This is a genomic window from Acinetobacter calcoaceticus (assembly GCF_016508255.1).
GTDB lineage: Bacteria > Pseudomonadota > Gammaproteobacteria > Pseudomonadales > Moraxellaceae > Acinetobacter > Acinetobacter calcoaceticus_E.
This window is the reverse complement of the sequence record NZ_JADVKT010000008.1, coordinates 67,902-83,238: the sequence shown is the minus strand read 5'-3', so window position 1 is coordinate 83,238 and position 15,337 is coordinate 67,902. Positions and strand designations below refer to the sequence as shown.

The window sequence follows — 15,337 nt, the reverse complement described above, 5'->3', positions numbered from 1 at the left end:
CTCCTCTTATAAGCCTTTAGTGGTGAGTTTCAAATGTTGGATTAATACACCATCAATTACAGCTGAACCCATGTTATTGGTAATTGCAGAACTGATCTGCGCTCCCGATAACTTATAGGTGTTTAAATCTGCATTTGGAGTAGTGGTAGACCAACGTCCATTGTTATAAACTGCATCTGGTAGAGGTGTGCCATTTGGTACAACAAACTGAGCGCTATTCCCTGCATCAGCTAAGGTATATCCTGTATTATTTACCGTAGGATTATAATAAGCCGTGCTATCTACATTTGCCCAGTTAGCACTTTGAGAGTCAAATTTCAAACCTGAGCCTGCATTTCCAGTCCAGCCTGTTGCTGTACGGTACTGCCAAGTATCATAACAAGTACTTAAGTTCAAAAATCCACAACTATAACTACCTGCACGGCGCTCCTGATTTTGCAATTGATAGAAATTGCTAGTCTGCGTTATAGCCGCCACAGTGCCTGTAGGCAACTTACCAAATGAAATACCGACCGCATCTTGTGTGCTGTTCCCTTTAAATGCTTCTAAAGTATTATTCGTTGCATTATAAACGGTTGAACCAATTGAAATACTGCTATGCGTTGCACTAGAACCTTGGTAAGTTTTACCACCTAATGTTACATTCGTACCACATTGGTAAATATTACAAGTTGAACCTAAATAACTCGTATCGGCACCACTATAATCTGTATAAATTTTCTTATAAATTTCTGGTTTATTCGGAATACGAGCAAGTTCTAAACTAAAGTTTTTACCATCTGAGCTTAAAACCAGTGGCTGATATAAAGATCCCAAAACAAGGTTAATATTTGGGTTATAGAGATATAAACCTTCATTCGCATCAAAAGTTGGAGCAAGCCCACCATTAATTGCAGGTGTGAGCAGATTTCCGGTATCACTCGTTTCTCTAGTACTCAACCGTAATACATTATTCATAGCACTATCAGTTGGCGCGGTCCATGAACCTGTAGAAGTAACGGTCGTAGTTTGACTACGAATCCGATATAACCAATCCGAGCTTGGAGAGTTATTACTTGGCGCACCAGTATATTGGGTACTATAGCGATTTACCCATGGTCCTACCGTAGATGTTGGAGTATTTGAAGTAATTGTTGCTCTTAAATTAGATGCATCACCGCTGTTTAAACGAATAACTCCTGCTAAACCTAAAGTATTATTATAAAAAGGACTCATTCCACCAGCAGATGTTGCACCTCCTAATGTTTGGAAAAGCTGTAAACGGCTGCCATTTAAGCTAAAATTATTCCAAACCCCTTGTAAACGAAGGCGATTTGCACGACTTGCATCGGTACTAGTGCCAATTAAACCATTTGAATCGCCATAATTAAATTGATCTGCTGCACCATCTATTTTATTTGGATTCCGGACAAAAATATCTGACCACAAACCTAATTTCAGTTTATAAGCATCTATACCTATAGAATCCTTCGTTCCAACTTCATACAAAGGAGCTTCCAAAGCTAAATAGGTTACTTGGCAAGTTGGGTCCGTCGCACCACTACAATTTGCTGCACTGAAATTAGGTACCGAATTTTCTGTCGCGACTTTAAAAATCCATGGGTTAACAGCAGTACCCCAACTTGAGATTGCAGCAGCCGCATCAGTAGAAGCAATACGGGTATTTGTATCATTATCAGATTTAGAAAGCGCTAAGCCATAAAGAAAAATATCTGCTTTACCAACCGCGCGGTCACCCGAATCAATCGAGCCATTTTTATTGGTATCTGCCGCTGTCATACTTAAAGGACCAACAGGCACATAATTGATATAACCAGTGTCTTTAGTCCGATCAGTTAATATCTGATTAGAGGTTTCATTAGGACCTGCACCACGAAATACCATATAAGCACTCTGTGGCAAGATAGCAATACCTTCACCTGTAGTTTCACTTAAGCCCGCATCAGAAAGTTCTTCGAGTGCGAAACTAGCTTGGCTTATACAAAGCCCAATTAAACTTGCCAAAACGGTTTTTTGAAACCTTACCGTATAATTAAGTGTAGTCATCTTGACCTTCCTGTTTTATACGATGCCGCGCACCATATTTATTTTTCTTTAACAATCCTTGATGTCAGGTGAATCTATCCTTTTCACCTTAGACGAAGGGGCATATCTAAAAGATATTGCCAACCTTTCCACATTTCTATTATGCGGAATATTTGCACAAATGCAAAAAAAAGCATGTAAAAAATTACTTTTCCGATGAATGCAAAGCACCAACTACTAAATTCTTTTTAAGATTAACAGAACTTTAAGTTTCCATAGCAGTTAGGAGCAAAACTCTGGTTTTTTAAGACTAAATTCGTCAAATTCATAGGAACTGATTGACCAGATAAATCAATATTTCCTGTATTGATACTCCCTGCCAAACAAGAAATTGCGAGCAAGCCGCAGTTGACTGCATTTTCATCTTTTCCTAAATATGCACTGACTTTACCTAGAGCGGCTTTAACAACATCATCGGTAATGACTACTTGTGACTGTGGGGTTACGTCACCAATATCAATTGGATTCGAAAGTTCTAACCACCACCCTGCTTGAGAAACTGACTTAGCCCCTGTCCATTGTAAATTTTGCCCTTGTAAGGAAAGAGAGGCCGCTGTGCCATTCAAATTAACTTTATGGAAGTAACCTAGATCTTCATTTACAGCAACATTTACACCTAAATTGTTAATCACACCTGTTAAATTACCTGATAAAGGAATTGTTAAACCAAGATCGAGTTTCGCATCTGCTGAAATAGTTCCAGATAAATTAATACCACTTACATTAGCAGTACCAGTCAAATTCGCAGTAGTAATACGTTTGCCAGAAATGACTTGTGAAGGCAAAGTTAAACTACCAGACGCACTACTTAAACCTAAATCATAAGCTGTAGATTTAAAATTAGCCCAGATTAAACCATCAGAACTTCGTGCTCGACCAGTAATTACTGTCCCTAAATTAGTTTGAGTTAAACCAGAGCCTGGAGAGCGAGCAAATGTATTTACAGTTCCTCCAGTCCCTTGAGTTACCATATACCCACTAAAAGAGTTAATACCATTTTTTGTAGCCGTATTTTCCGAACCAAAAGTAAGTAAGCCCTGAATAGATTCAGCACTTAGTCTTACCCCAGCCACTTGGCGAGTTGATGCACTGTTAGGATTTTTAATCGCAAACTCAATAAACGGATTGGTTAGTTTTGCCGAAGAGCTCGCACGACCATCGTTAGTATCTGAAAGACCACTTAGACTTAAGTTATCGATATCAATATCACATGCGCCCGCACCATTCGCTCCACCGCACCCAAGCTGCAATTTTTTAATGTTCGCATTCAGTTCTAAATCAGCATCTAAGCCCAATTTATAGAAACCTACATTACTACTACTATCACGTAATTTTTCTAAGTTTGCAGAGTCAGTAGGTGCAATATAAGACATGCTCATCAAAGCCTGACCACGAGTTGCAGATAGTTCCGAATCAGACATAGGGACTAATGTAGAGGTTGCATACGCTGAAGAAAAGCATAAGCTTCCAATTGCTATCGCTGCATGAAGAGACGTAAACTGTCGCATGGCCGACCTCCGTATCCTTGGGGGCATAATCCTGTTTAATTTCTTTTTATTTGGCCTGTCCGAATTCAGTAGATATCTAAGTCATCACTACTAAAAAGGTAACCTATATCCAATACATTTGTTTTTCAATACTGTGATGCAGAACAAAAAAACAAATCAATTATTGATCATATTATATTATTTTTTACAAAAGGAAACTGTCATTTATCACTATTCCGATAAACGTAGCTCAACTTAATTTTATCCATAAAATTGGGCCGCCTAAGCGACCCATTATTTTAAGACTTTTCTTTATCTAAGAAAAATTATGTTTTAGGAAGTGTCACACCAGTTTGACCTTGGTATTTACCACCACGGTCTTTATAAGATGTTTCACATACTTCATCACTTTCAAAGAATAGCATTTGTGCTACACCTTCCCCTGCATAAATACGGGCAGGTAGATTAGTGGTGTTTGAAAACTCTAAAGTTACATGACCTTCCCATTCAGGTTCTAACGGCGTCACGTTCACAATGATACCGCAGCGAGCGTAGGTAGATTTGCCTAAACATACGGTCAATACATTACGAGGAATACGGAAATATTCAATTGTACGTGCTAGAGCGAATGAGTTCGGCGGAATAATACAAACATCTGATTCAATGTCGATAAAACTTTTGTCATCAAAATTCTTTGGGTCGACAATTGCAGAATGTACGTTAGTAAAAACCTTGAATTCACGGGCACAGCGTACATCATAACCATAGCTAGAGACCCCGTAGGAAATCAACTTTTCACCATTTTTATCAAAACGGACTTGATTCTCTGCATAAGGTTCAATCATGCCGTGTTTTTCGCTCATCTCGCGAATCCAACGATCAGACTTAATAGCCATGTATTTTCTATCCAAAAGGTAATTTCATTGATTTCGACGTACTTTAACTTAAAAAAGCAATTATGAAAACAATGCAGAGCTACTCAAGTAAATAAGAATAGCTCGGTAGTACTTTTAAAGGCTAAGTAAAGCAGAATAACTGATAGGAATTGAAAAACTAACTAAAACGAGTGAAGCTGTTTTTTGCAAATTAGTCTGATTTAACCACGTAACTTTCTTAGACGCTAAAAGTGATCCTAGGAAAATCCAGAATAAGGCAATTGGCGTAATAAGTGCTAAGTAAGCCATCATATGAATCAAATAAATATGAAAATCACTCCATGCAACCACAGGAAAAATTGCTGAAGCAAAGAGCAAGGCTTTAGGATTCAATAAGGTTGCACAAAATAATTCACGAGTACGAATCGTAGGCTGATTTAATTCAACTTCTTGATTTGCCGTATGCCATAACTTAATGGCTAAGAAAATAATATAGCAAGCACTCAATAACTTAAGAATAGGCGGCAGCAATGGCAATGTGGTGGACACTTTCCCAATCAGCATTCCCCATGCAGAAATAGAGATCACATAACCCAAAACTTCTGCTGGAATAAGTTTTACTGACTTCCGTAGTCCGACTTGCACGCCTGAAGAAGCGAGTAAAGTATTCGTTGGACCAGGTGTAAGTAAAATTGTGGCTACTAAGCCAATAAAAAGCCATGAAATCATTGAATGACCTCACAATATCGTCATCTCAGATTAATGGATATCCTGTCACATGGCAAAGGGTAATTGTAAGACAAAATTTTTTAAATCATTTTTTAATTTAAAATAAAAATATTAAAAACAAATACTTATATAACTACCACAAAAAATAATAAAGAAAACTTTAGAGTCAGTTGTTAAGCTTTGCATGCTAAATTCTCTTAAGTAATATAAGTATTTTTATTTTAAATCTATTTCTGTGCCGAAAAGATCTATAATAAGTGATCACTGCAGTAAGTTTAATTTTTAAGCTTTTAATAAGTTTCAATTAATATATTGTTTTTTTGTGTTTATATGAGTCTCCGCGCTCTACTATCCTATGATTATGGCAAAGCAATTTTTTCAATCTTGGCTTCCCTCACCCGAGAAAGTCTCAAATATGAAATTTCTAAGGATTTTTGGTAAAAAGACCCTTAATCCTGTGCTTTGGTATGTCAATCGGAAATCAATTACCCGAGCTGTTTTTGTTGGAACTTTTTTTGGTCTACTGCCTATCCCTTTTCACAGTATATTTATTGTGATGGCGGTCTTACTATTCGAAGTAAATTTACCAATTAGCTTAATGCTAGCTTGGTTAAGTAATCCTCTTACTCTAGTTCCTATTCTATATATAGGTTTTTGGTTTGGTGCACATATTTTTCATGTGCATATGATCAACAAAGAAATGCTGTTAGGTGTATTACACCAAATTTCCCGCTGGATTACTCATTTAGGCCATGGGCACATTGATTTTAGCCTTGCTAAAATTTTAATGTCAGGACTTATTGTTGAAGCATTTGTATTTGCAATCATATTATATATTGTGACCGAGATTTTCTGGCGCTGGATGGTCATCCGAAATTGGAAAAGCAGACCTGGTCATAAAAAACAAGAAGAGGCTCTGTAAGAATCCATCTTCTTGCCTATATTTAAATTATTATTTTGGTAGTTTTGATTTCATATATTCTTCGGCCACATTGAGTACATACTCTTGGCACGCTTCTCCTGTACCAGGGTCATAAGCTCCATTATTAGTAATATTATTAGATAAGATTCGAATTCCTAAAAAAGGAACATTTAATTGACTTGCGATTTGTGCAACTGACGCTGCTTCCATTTCTTCAACAGAAGTTCCATAACGTTGATGGAAGAATTGAATACGATCAAGCTCATTATTCCAAACATCTGCTGAACCAATAGTTCCTTCAACCACCTCACCTTTCTCATAACGGACTTTATGTGCTGCCATTAATAATTCTTGGTCACCTTCAAATTTACGAATTGCAATAGGTTCCGGATCAGACTCATCTGTTGGCAACACATCAAAGGCTTCAACCCACGTAAGTGAGTTTGAACCAGCACCTAATGGCTGTTTAGGTGTTCTAAATGCACCAATATTGATCGCATATTTGCCTAAAACAATATCGTAAACGTGTAGATTTGGGTCGTGCCCACCTGCTGTTCCCTGATTAATAATTGCTATCGGTTTATAACGTTCAATAGCTAAAGCAGTTGCGGCAGCCGAGTTACTCATGCCCATGCGTGTTTTAGAGATAATCATTGGATAGCCATTGTGAGTCCCCTTCCAGAATGTCCATCCACCTATAGTTTCAACAGTCACATTCTGTAATTTGGCTGCCAACTGTTGTGACTCTACAGGTAACGCACCCTGAATAATAATCGGCTGTAATTTTTGTTTTTGTTCCTGAACTGTTGGTGTTTGAGAGACAGATGAATCACCATTATTGCACCCGACTAAAAATAGAGCGCTGCATAAACTGATTACGCTAAAAGCACATTTAAATTGCATTTTTTACCCTTTCTTTTTAAAAAGTGTAAAGTAGCAATCTATATGCCAATTTCAAGTTTAGCTTTGTTATTAAAATTCAGTACTTTAAATTTTTCTTTTAACCAAACAATAAAAAACCCGATTTAAAATCGGGTCTTAATGAATTAGAAAATACGTTTATCATCACGTGTACGTTGAGGAATTTTCTCAATCTGTTCCCACAGAGCTTTAGCAATATCAATATAACTATCAGCCGCATCATCCATTGCTACAACGCTCGGTTTGCCCTGATCAGCATGCTCACGGATCTGAGCATTTAAAGGTAAACGCCCTAATAATGGAATATGATACTGTTCAGAGAGCTTGTCACCACCACCAATACCAAAAATTTGCTCTTCATGCCCACAGTTAGAGCAAATATGGGTCGACATATTTTCAACAACACCTAATACAGGAATGCCAACTTTATTAAATAGCTCAATTCCTTTAGTAGCATCTAGTAAGGCAACATTTTGTGGTGTAGTCACAATGATTGAACCTGTAACTGGAATACGCTGAGCAAGCGTGAGTTGAATATCTCCAGTACCTGGTGGCATATCAATCATTAATACATCTAAATCAGGCCAAAGCGTTTGATTAAATAATTGCATTAAAGCGCCCGTTGCCTTTGGGCCACGCCATGCGACAGGTGTGTTGTTATCGCCAGTTAAATGTCCAATCGATAACACCGCCATACCATAGGCATCTAAAGGCACAAAGTTTTCACTTTCAATCAGCGGAGTTTTGCCAGCATTGCCTAGCATTGTCGGAATACTTGGACCATAAATATCGGCATCCAACACCCCAACCTGAAGTCCCATCTTTTGCAAGGCAAGTGCCAAATTGACAGTAGTTGTCGATTTACCAACGCCGCCTTTACCTGATGAAACTAAAATAACATGCTTAATACGCGGATGAAGTGGCACATCTCTTTGTTGCGGAGCGGCTTTTTGAATAGGGGGATTATTTGGGTCTGGTTCTGATTTAGGTGAAGCATCGAACACAGGGGGTAAATTTGAACTATCTTGTGCAGGGCGCTTCTGTTGAACCACATGTAGGTTTAGTTCTTCAATGCCACACTTTTCTAAAGCCCCAGCCAAATCATCATGAATTTGCTGCAAGTGCTCTTTTTCATCAGGAAAGGTATTAATAGTGAGTTGTAATACTCGACCTTGCACTTGAAGCTGACTAATGCGCTCTTTTAAAGCATCTTTTGAATGCGGTAGTAAATAATTTTGGAGTACGGTTTGGATTTCATCTTCTTTCACTTCTTGGGCGGGTGAAAAAACAGACTTTAATGAAGAAAGCCAAGACATATTGTTTACTCCAAAAACAGATCATTACAGCTTAATGGAGATAGTGTAACAGTATTGGTCCGCACTCGCTCACCTTGGGATGAATAATTACTAACTTCCAATCTCATCTTTTAGGTAAGGAGTGCAGATTTTAGTTAAATAAACTTATTCAGCAGAATCATGGTTCTTCAATTTATTTAACTTATCAGTTGCCGTTTTCTTCAACTCATCAATTTTTGCTGTTGCTTGAGTTTTCAACTCATCAAATTTTGTTGCAGCCTCATCTTTTAGCTCTGCTGCCTTAGCTTTGGCATCATCAAGTTTATGGCTTGCTTCAGTACGTAAATGATCGAACTTGTCTTGGAGACTGTGCTGAGCATCCTCAAGTTTGCCTTTCAAATTATTTGCTTTATCTTCAACTGCCGCTTTACCAGCAGCTTCTTTAGCTTTTACGTTTTCCTTTAAATCACCTAAAGCTTTTTCGCCTTTTACTTTTGCATCTGCCGCTTTTGCCTTTAACTCATCTACTTTATCTTCAATCGCTTCTTTACCAGCAGCTTCTTTAGCTTTTACGTTTTCCTTTAAATCGTCCAAAGCTTTTTCACCTTGTACTTTTGCATCTGCGACTTTTGCCTTTAATTCATCTACTTTATCTTCAACTGCTTCTTTACCAGCAGTTTCTTTAGCTTTTACGTTTTCCTTTAAATCATCCAAAGCTTTTTCACCTTGTACTTTTGCATCTGCCGCTTTTGCCTTTAATTGATCTAATTTATTTTCAGTAGTCATCGTTGTTATCCTCGTAGTTAATTAAAAAATTACCTGAATAAGTTATTAGTTATACATCTTTATGGCTTATTTTCTGAACGTAACTGCAATTTGAAACAAAGACAATACAGGAAGATTCAAATATTTTTTGATTTGTTTATCTGTTCTAAAGAGAAACAAATTCTGGTTTCAAATCTATTTTTATAGACACCTTTCGTGCTCCCCCAAATATTATTAATCTTTCTTGTGCCATAAATATATGGCTTATCCTCTACTCGAACTTAGTTCTCGTCTTGTAGTCAGATAAAGCGTTGCTTTGTTTTTCCTCCTTCATCAGTTAAAATCTTTCACCTTATAAATACGAATGAGAGAATGAAATCCGTGCGTAAAATTTTAGTCACTAATGCCCTCCCTTATGCTAATGGTCCAATTCATATGGGTCATTTACTCGGTTACATCCAGGCAGATATCTGGGTTCGTGCCATGCGGGCAATGGGCCATGACGTGACTTATGTATGTGCGGATGATGCTCATGGTACTGCCATCATGCTACGTGCCGAGGCAAACGGTATTAGCCCAGAAGAGCAAATTGCGAACGTTCAAAAAGAACATATTCGTGATTTTGATGGCTTCGGTGTACATTTCGATCACTATGATTCAACGCATAGCGATGCAAATAAAGCACGTTCAACAGATATCTATATTAAAAACCGTGAAGCTGGAAATATTGCAGTTCGCCCTGTAACTCAATTATTTGACCCAGAAAAAGGCATGTTCTTGTCTGACCGCTTCATTAAAGGGACATGCCCAAAATGTAAGTCAGAAGATCAATATGGCGACTCATGTGAAGTTTGTGGTACGACCTATAATGCAACTGAATTGCTTAACCCACGTTCAACGTTAAGTGGTGCAACACCAGTTGAAAAATCTTCAGATCATTATTTCTTTAAACTACCTAACTTTGCTGAGTATTTACAGAAATGGACCCGTGATGAAGGTCGCTTACCTGTTTCGATTGCAAACAAACTCGATGAATGGTTTGAGTCGGGTTTAACTGATTGGGATATTTCTCGTGATGCGCCTTATTTTGGTTTTGAAATTCCAGATGCGCCAAATAAATATTTCTATGTTTGGGTAGATGCACCAATTGGTTATATGTCTAGTTTTGAAAATTACATCAAAACTAAACGCCCAGATTTAAGTTTTGATGATTTTTGGAAAAAAGACAGTCAAAACGATGTTTACCATTTCATTGGTAAAGACATTGTTTATTTCCACGCATTGTTCTGGCCTGCAATGTTAGATGGTGCAAACTATCGCACTCCGACAGGCTTATTTGTAAATGGTTTCTTGACTGTGAACGGACAAAAAATGTCTAAGTCTCGCGGTACATTTATTAAAGCTGAAACTTATTTACAGCATTTAAATCCAGAATATTTACGCTACTACTTTGCATCTAAACTTTCAGATAAAGTGGAAGACTCTGACTTAAACCTTGATGATTTTATTCAAAAAGTAAATTCTGACTTAGTCGGTAAAGTCGTCAATATTGCTAGCCGTTGCGCTAAATTTATCAACAGTAGCTTTGACAATACTTTATCTGCTGAATGTGCAGAACCTGAATTGGTACAAAGTTTTATTGATGCAGGTGATTCAATCGCTAGCGCGTATGAAGCACGTGAATTCTCAATGGCTATTCGTGAAATTATGGCGCTTGCTGATCGTGCAAACCAATATATTGACGAGAAAAAACCGTGGGCACTTGCGAAACAAGAAGGTCAAGAACAACAAGTTCTTGAAGTGTGCTCAGTTGGCATCAACTTGTTCCGTCAATTAGCCGTATATTTAGCTCCAGTTCTTCCAACTTTGGTTGAGCAAGTTCAAGGTTTCTTAAAACTTGAGAGCTTCAATTTCGAGTCACGTAAACAAATTCTTGTAAGCCATGAGATTGCGCAGTTCCAACCGCTTATGCAACGTGTTGATCCAAAAGCTGTTGCCGCAATGGTGGATGCATCTAAAGAGTCTTTAGGTGCTCCTGCTCCAGAAGCAACTAAAGCGACGGCGAAAAAGGATAAAGCTGCCGAGAAAAAGGCGGCTCCTACTCCAGCAGTTGGTGAAGCAGAAATCATTGGTATTGAAGACTTCTTAAAAGTTGACTTACGTGTTGCTCAAGTAATTGAAGCAGGTACGGTTGAAGGTTCAGATAAATTACTTCAACTGACGTTAGATGTTGGTGAAGCTGAACCACGTAATGTATTTAGTGGCATTCGTAGCCAATACGCACCAGAGGATTTAAAAGGCAAACTCGTAGTCATGGTTGCTAATCTTGCACCGCGTAAAATGCGTTTCGGTATTTCAAACGGAATGGTACTTGCTGCTGGAAATGATGAAGGTATTTTCATTATTTCTCCAGATACAGGCGCGAAACCAGGCGATAAAGTTTCTTAATCTGTCTTAATAAAAAAGCTTCCTAAATTGGAAGCTTTTTTTTATTTTAAAAATGTCAGAACTGAGTGAACCAAAATATCAAATAAATTTAGAAAGCAATTGCTTTCAAATTACAACCATGGCCACCCTTCACAAGGGTTATTAAATAAAACATGTATGTTTCCAAACTCCTCATCTTTTAAATAATCATTCTTATTTTCATCTAAATAATGAAATAGCTCTGTTTGCTTGTTTTCGCCTTGAAAACATTTCTTGCTAGGTCACTTATAAAGATGAAAAACAATCAACTCATTGAAATTCTTTTAGACTCTATATTCCATTATGATTTAAATCATATTTTTCCTGAAAAGCTGCCAATCTAAAGAAGCAGCTTCACATGCATTTACCATATTTAAAATACAGTAACTGGCAATTCCAGCAAATCACTTAATAGTTAGATTGCTCATGATTATTGGCTTGGATATCAGAAATTTTATAATCCTTTTCATGAACAGGAGTCCCAACAATACTCATGGTTCGCTCATTTGCGGGTGGTTGCTTACTCATCGTTCTCATCTCACATCCTGTAGTTAAGATGAGAAAAACTACAGAAATGCTCACCATTAGTTTTTTCATAACGTGATCCTCATTTCTTTTTGTTTTATTTATTAAGTTACCACTTTTTAAATGTTTAAGTGCTAAAAAGATATTTCAATTTGTATATATTTTGCGCAAAAATAAAGCCAGACTATCAATAGCTGGCTTTGGATTTTTTAGATATTTTAATTAAAGACTTATCACTTGAAGAAAATTAACTTTAAACCCAATAAGCTAACAATGCTTCCAGCCACTCGGTCAACACCTGTTTTTGCCTTTAAATACATGTTTCTCGGCTTCTCTGAAGATAACAGCATTGCAACACATGAGTACCAACCTGCATCAATCACAAAACAAATTACAGGTAAGGCCACATAGTAATAATGTGGAATTTCTTTTGGCAACAAAGCAGTAAAAACACTTGCTAACACGACAGCAATTTTTGGATTGCTCAACTGGGTAATCAAACCATATCGATAGGCTTGCTTATAAGTCATTTTCGATTTTGAATCATTTTCAACTGCGATTGGTTCTTTGGCATGTTTAATAATTTTAAAAGCAAGCCAAAGTAAATAAAGTCCACCACCAATTTTTAAAATTAAATATGCAGAAGGCACGGCTAATAAAACGGCTTGTAACCCCATAACTGCTAATAGGCCAAACAGAGCTGCGCCTGTTCCAGTTCCTAATGCTGTAAACAAACCATGTTTACGTGATTTAGAAATTGAATTTTGTGCCACGTAAATAAAGCTTGGCCCAGGACTTATTGCTCCAAGCATCAATGCCATCGCAATTGAAAAAAGAGGAATAAGGGACTCAAACATTGTATTGACCTAGCATCACGCAATTGCGCGGTATTCTAGCAGCTTTTTATGATACATATAAAAATGCGTGAAGATATAAATTATAGAAATTGAATTTTCATGTTTTTACAATTTATATCTTCACAACGGACAAAAATGTCCGTTAAATATATAACCTCTAAAATTCCCTAAGCGATGACATGAGTAAACGTCAAAAAATTGCTGCCCATAATCGGGATGAATTACTCAATGCAGCCGAAGAATGCTTTCGTATTCATGGTATTAATGCTCCCTTACAAGTTGTGATTGACCACGCTGGTGTAGGCAGAGCAACGTTTTATCGTAACTTCGGCGATCGCAAAGCTTTAATTAGCGCGCTTTTAGAACGTGCGATTACACAGCTAGAGCAAAAAGCAGCTCATTTTCAACAATTCGAGGACGGTTTATTTCGTTTAATTGAAGGACATATTGGGCAACTTCCCAAGCTCGCAATTTTGCAAGATTTTTGGAGAGTAATTGATCGACAAGACCCAATTATGTTAAAAATTTATGAACGACGAAATAATGCACTTAATCCACTGATTGAAAATGCAATAGAACAAAAATTGTGCCGAGCTGATCTAACCGCCAATGACTATGCAATGGTCACAGCAATGTTGGGTTCTTCATTTCAAGGACATGAGCCAGAAGAACAGACTCGCTTAGCAAAACGAGCAATTGAATTACTATTTCATGGTATTCAAATACAAAAAATTCGAGGGATAGAATGAGTAAAACGCCTCGTTATTTAGAAACACCACCTGACTGGACACCAGAAGAGCAACCGACTCTACCTGGTTCACCGGCAGCTATTGCACACTCAATACCTAAGCGGTTTATTTACTTTTTTATCGGTTTATTTGTCGCGCTTTCCGCAAGCTTAAGCAATGGTTTTATTACGGCAAATTTACCTTTAATTCAAGGTGAATATGGACTAACCCCTTCTGAAGCTGCTTGGCTCCCTGCCGCCTATGTTATGGCAAATGTCAGCTCAAACCTGATTTTGTTTAAAGCCAGACAACAGTATGGCTTGAGAGTATTTTCAGAAATAGGGCTTGTCATTTTTATTGTTGTGCTGGTTTTACATATTTTTGTACATACCTACGAAATGGCTCTATTCGCTCGAGTTGTCGCAGGTTTAGCTGGTGCACCACTGAGCTCATTAGGTATGTATTACACCATGCAAGCCTTCAAAAAAGCAGACATGGCAAAAGGAATATATATCGCCTTCGGCTTTCAGCAACTCGGCGTACCATTGGCTTGGATTATTTCTCCATTTCTTGTCAGTACAGACAGTTGGTCTGTTCTTTACACCTTTGAGCTCGGTTTAGCACTTTGTTGTTTAGCGATGGTCGTTTCATTGAAATTGCCACGTAGCTTAAGAATTTATGTTTTTGAGAAGCAAGATTTGTTCACCTTTGCTTTACTGGCTCCAGGTTTTGCATGTTTATGTATTGTGCTGACGCAAGGTCCAATTTTATGGTGGTTTAATAGTGAATGGCTTGCTTATGTATTAATTGCAGGTTTTAGCTTAGTTGTTCTAGGTTTACTCTACGAACACTATCGCGCTAACCCATTAATTATGACACGCTGGTTAGGTACTTCTTCTACCCTACGTTTCATTTTTGGTGCTTTTGCAATTCGACTTTTAATGTCGGAACAAAGCTATGCTGCTGTTAACTTCTTAAAAACCATGGGAATGGGTCCTGATCAATTTGTTCCACTCTATGTGGTCATATTGGTGGGAATTTTAAGCGGAACACTTTTTAGCGCACTTACTTTTTCACGTGAAAGAATTATCTTCCACTTACTATTTGCAGAGTTTTTGATTCTGGTTGCATGTGGACTAGATTATCACTTAACCAGTGATGTCCGGCCTATAAATTTCTTTGCAAGTCAATTCTTAGTGGGCTTTGCTGGTGGTTTATTTATTGGGCCATTACTTCTTATTGGCTTTGCGCAAACACTTGCTAAAGGTCCCTCATATGTGGTGACTTTTATCGTTTTGTTCTCTGCAACCCAAACCTTCGGTGGTCTTGTCGGATCATCTTTCTTCTCGACCTATCAACAACATCGTACACAAAACTATCAAGCCGAGATTATTAAAGATTTAGAACAAGCCGACCCATTAGTTGCTCAACGGCTATCAACTTATCAACGCAGTGCAGCCATCACAACGAATGATCCAGCGTTACAAACAGCTCAATCTATACGCTCACTCAATCAAGTGGTCACTCGTGAGGCTCAAGTGCGGGCCTACAATGATGTCATTGCTTTAAATGGTATTTTTGCCGTCGCGCTGCTCTTATGGGGTGGATTTAATATTGCACGTAGTAAATACCTACAACGCAGAGGAATTAGCCGTCCTTAATGGCTTTCGTTATTGATGAAA

General features: G+C 37.8%; 13 protein-coding genes and 1 pseudogene. 4 read left to right on the top strand and 10 right to left on the bottom strand.

Annotated features, from left to right (window positions below):
* Positions 1-6: 6 nt before the first annotated feature.
* The 4 genes from I5515_RS14745 to I5515_RS14730 form a co-directional block, all read right to left on the bottom strand.
* Positions 7-2,046, bottom strand: coding sequence for a hypothetical protein (locus I5515_RS14745; protein WP_199968144.1), 2,040 nt, complete (start codon positions 2,044-2,046; stop codon positions 7-9).
* A gap of 233 nt (positions 2,047-2,279) precedes the next feature.
* Positions 2,280-3,593 carry a hypothetical protein gene (locus tag I5515_RS14740; RefSeq protein WP_199968142.1) on the bottom strand — a complete coding sequence of 438 codons (1,314 nt, stop codon included), beginning with the start codon at positions 3,591-3,593 and terminating at the stop codon, positions 2,280-2,282.
* A 305-nt stretch (positions 3,594-3,898) separates the two neighbouring features.
* The gene (gene dcd / locus I5515_RS14735) at positions 3,899-4,468 is read right to left on the bottom strand and encodes a dCTP deaminase (protein WP_002120290.1); all 570 of its coding nucleotides are present in this window, start codon (positions 4,466-4,468) and stop codon (positions 3,899-3,901) included.
* Positions 4,469-4,582: 114 nt separating this feature from the next.
* Positions 4,583-5,176 (bottom strand): LysE family translocator, encoded by a 594-nt coding sequence (locus I5515_RS14730; protein WP_199968140.1) that lies wholly within the window; start codon positions 5,174-5,176, stop codon positions 4,583-4,585.
* Between the two features lie 355 nt (positions 5,177-5,531).
* Here I5515_RS14730 and I5515_RS14725 point away from each other — a divergent pair, with 355 nt between their 5' ends.
* The gene (locus tag I5515_RS14725) at positions 5,532-6,098 is read left to right on the top strand and encodes a DUF2062 domain-containing protein (protein WP_199968137.1); all 567 of its coding nucleotides are present in this window, start codon (positions 5,532-5,534) and stop codon (positions 6,096-6,098) included.
* A gap of 30 nt (positions 6,099-6,128) precedes the next feature.
* On the opposite strand, the gene I5515_RS14720 is transcribed toward I5515_RS14725, so the two are convergent.
* The 3 genes from I5515_RS14720 to I5515_RS14710 all read right to left on the bottom strand — a co-directional run bounded on the left by I5515_RS14720 (position 6,129) and on the right by I5515_RS14710 (position 9,100).
* Positions 6,129-7,001, bottom strand: coding sequence for a 5'-methylthioadenosine/S-adenosylhomocysteine nucleosidase (locus tag I5515_RS14720; protein ID WP_199968136.1), 873 nt, complete (start codon positions 6,999-7,001; stop codon positions 6,129-6,131).
* Between the two features lie 143 nt (positions 7,002-7,144).
* Positions 7,145-8,335, bottom strand: coding sequence for an iron-sulfur cluster carrier protein ApbC (gene apbC / locus I5515_RS14715; RefSeq protein WP_199968134.1), 1,191 nt, complete (start codon positions 8,333-8,335; stop codon positions 7,145-7,147).
* 144 nt (positions 8,336-8,479) lie between these two features.
* Positions 8,480-9,100: a hypothetical protein gene (locus tag I5515_RS14710; protein ID WP_413784477.1), complete on the bottom strand. Its 621-nt coding sequence runs from the start codon at positions 9,098-9,100 to the stop codon at positions 8,480-8,482.
* A 360-nt stretch (positions 9,101-9,460) separates the two neighbouring features.
* Between I5515_RS14710 and metG the strand changes: the two genes are divergently transcribed.
* Positions 9,461-11,527 carry a methionine--tRNA ligase gene (metG, locus tag I5515_RS14705; RefSeq protein ID WP_199968261.1) on the top strand — a complete coding sequence of 689 codons (2,067 nt, stop codon included), beginning with the start codon at positions 9,461-9,463 and terminating at the stop codon, positions 11,525-11,527.
* Positions 11,528-11,637: 110 nt separating this feature from the next.
* On the opposite strand, the pseudogene I5515_RS14700 reads toward metG, so the two are convergent.
* The 3 genes and pseudogenes from I5515_RS14700 to I5515_RS14690 form a co-directional block, all read right to left on the bottom strand.
* Positions 11,638-11,916, bottom strand: a pseudogene (locus I5515_RS14700) (calcium-binding protein).
* 37 nt (positions 11,917-11,953) lie between these two features.
* Positions 11,954-12,142, bottom strand: a complete 189-nt coding sequence (locus tag I5515_RS14695; protein WP_003653431.1) for an NF038215 family lipoprotein — start codon at positions 12,140-12,142, stop codon at positions 11,954-11,956.
* Positions 12,143-12,303: 161 nt separating this feature from the next.
* Positions 12,304-12,927 carry a LysE family translocator gene (locus tag I5515_RS14690; RefSeq protein ID WP_199968132.1) on the bottom strand — a complete coding sequence of 208 codons (624 nt, stop codon included), beginning with the start codon at positions 12,925-12,927 and terminating at the stop codon, positions 12,304-12,306.
* Positions 12,928-13,106: 179 nt separating this feature from the next.
* Here I5515_RS14690 and I5515_RS14685 point away from each other — a divergent pair, with 179 nt between their 5' ends.
* Both I5515_RS14685 and I5515_RS14680 read left to right on the top strand, forming a co-directional pair.
* Positions 13,107-13,676 carry a TetR/AcrR family transcriptional regulator gene (locus I5515_RS14685; protein ID WP_199968130.1) on the top strand — a complete coding sequence of 190 codons (570 nt, stop codon included), beginning with the start codon at positions 13,107-13,109 and terminating at the stop codon, positions 13,674-13,676.
* Positions 13,673-15,316 carry an MFS transporter gene (locus I5515_RS14680; RefSeq protein ID WP_199968128.1) on the top strand — a complete coding sequence of 548 codons (1,644 nt, stop codon included), beginning with the start codon at positions 13,673-13,675 and terminating at the stop codon, positions 15,314-15,316. The genes I5515_RS14685 and I5515_RS14680 overlap by 4 nt, the downstream gene beginning before the upstream one ends.
* The last annotated feature ends 21 nt before the right edge of the window (positions 15,317-15,337 follow it).

Coding starts and splice junctions, on each gene's coding strand:
- apbC (WP_199968134.1), bottom strand. CDS start 8,335: ATGTCTTGGCTTTCTTCATTAAAGTCTGTTTTTTCACCCGCCCAAGAA.
- I5515_RS14730 (WP_199968140.1), bottom strand. CDS start 5,176: ATGATTTCATGGCTTTTTATTGGCTTAGTAGCCACAATTTTACTTACA.
- I5515_RS14725 (WP_199968137.1), top strand. CDS start 5,532: ATGATTATGGCAAAGCAATTTTTTCAATCTTGGCTTCCCTCACCCGAG.
- I5515_RS14720 (WP_199968136.1), bottom strand. CDS start 7,001: ATGCAATTTAAATGTGCTTTTAGCGTAATCAGTTTATGCAGCGCTCTA.
- I5515_RS14740 (WP_199968142.1), bottom strand. CDS start 3,593: ATGCGACAGTTTACGTCTCTTCATGCAGCGATAGCAATTGGAAGCTTA.
- I5515_RS14710 (WP_413784477.1), bottom strand. CDS start 9,100: ATGACTACTGAAAATAAATTAGATCAATTAAAGGCAAAAGCGGCAGAT.
- dcd (WP_002120290.1), bottom strand. CDS start 4,468: ATGGCTATTAAGTCTGATCGTTGGATTCGCGAGATGAGCGAAAAACAC.
- I5515_RS14745 (WP_199968144.1), bottom strand. CDS start 2,046: ATGACTACACTTAATTATACGGTAAGGTTTCAAAAAACCGTTTTGGCA.
- I5515_RS14685 (WP_199968130.1), top strand. CDS start 13,107: ATGAGTAAACGTCAAAAAATTGCTGCCCATAATCGGGATGAATTACTC.
- I5515_RS14695 (WP_003653431.1), bottom strand. CDS start 12,142: ATGAAAAAACTAATGGTGAGCATTTCTGTAGTTTTTCTCATCTTAACT.
- I5515_RS14690 (WP_199968132.1), bottom strand. CDS start 12,927: ATGTTTGAGTCCCTTATTCCTCTTTTTTCAATTGCGATGGCATTGATG.
- I5515_RS14680 (WP_199968128.1), top strand. CDS start 13,673: ATGAGTAAAACGCCTCGTTATTTAGAAACACCACCTGACTGGACACCA.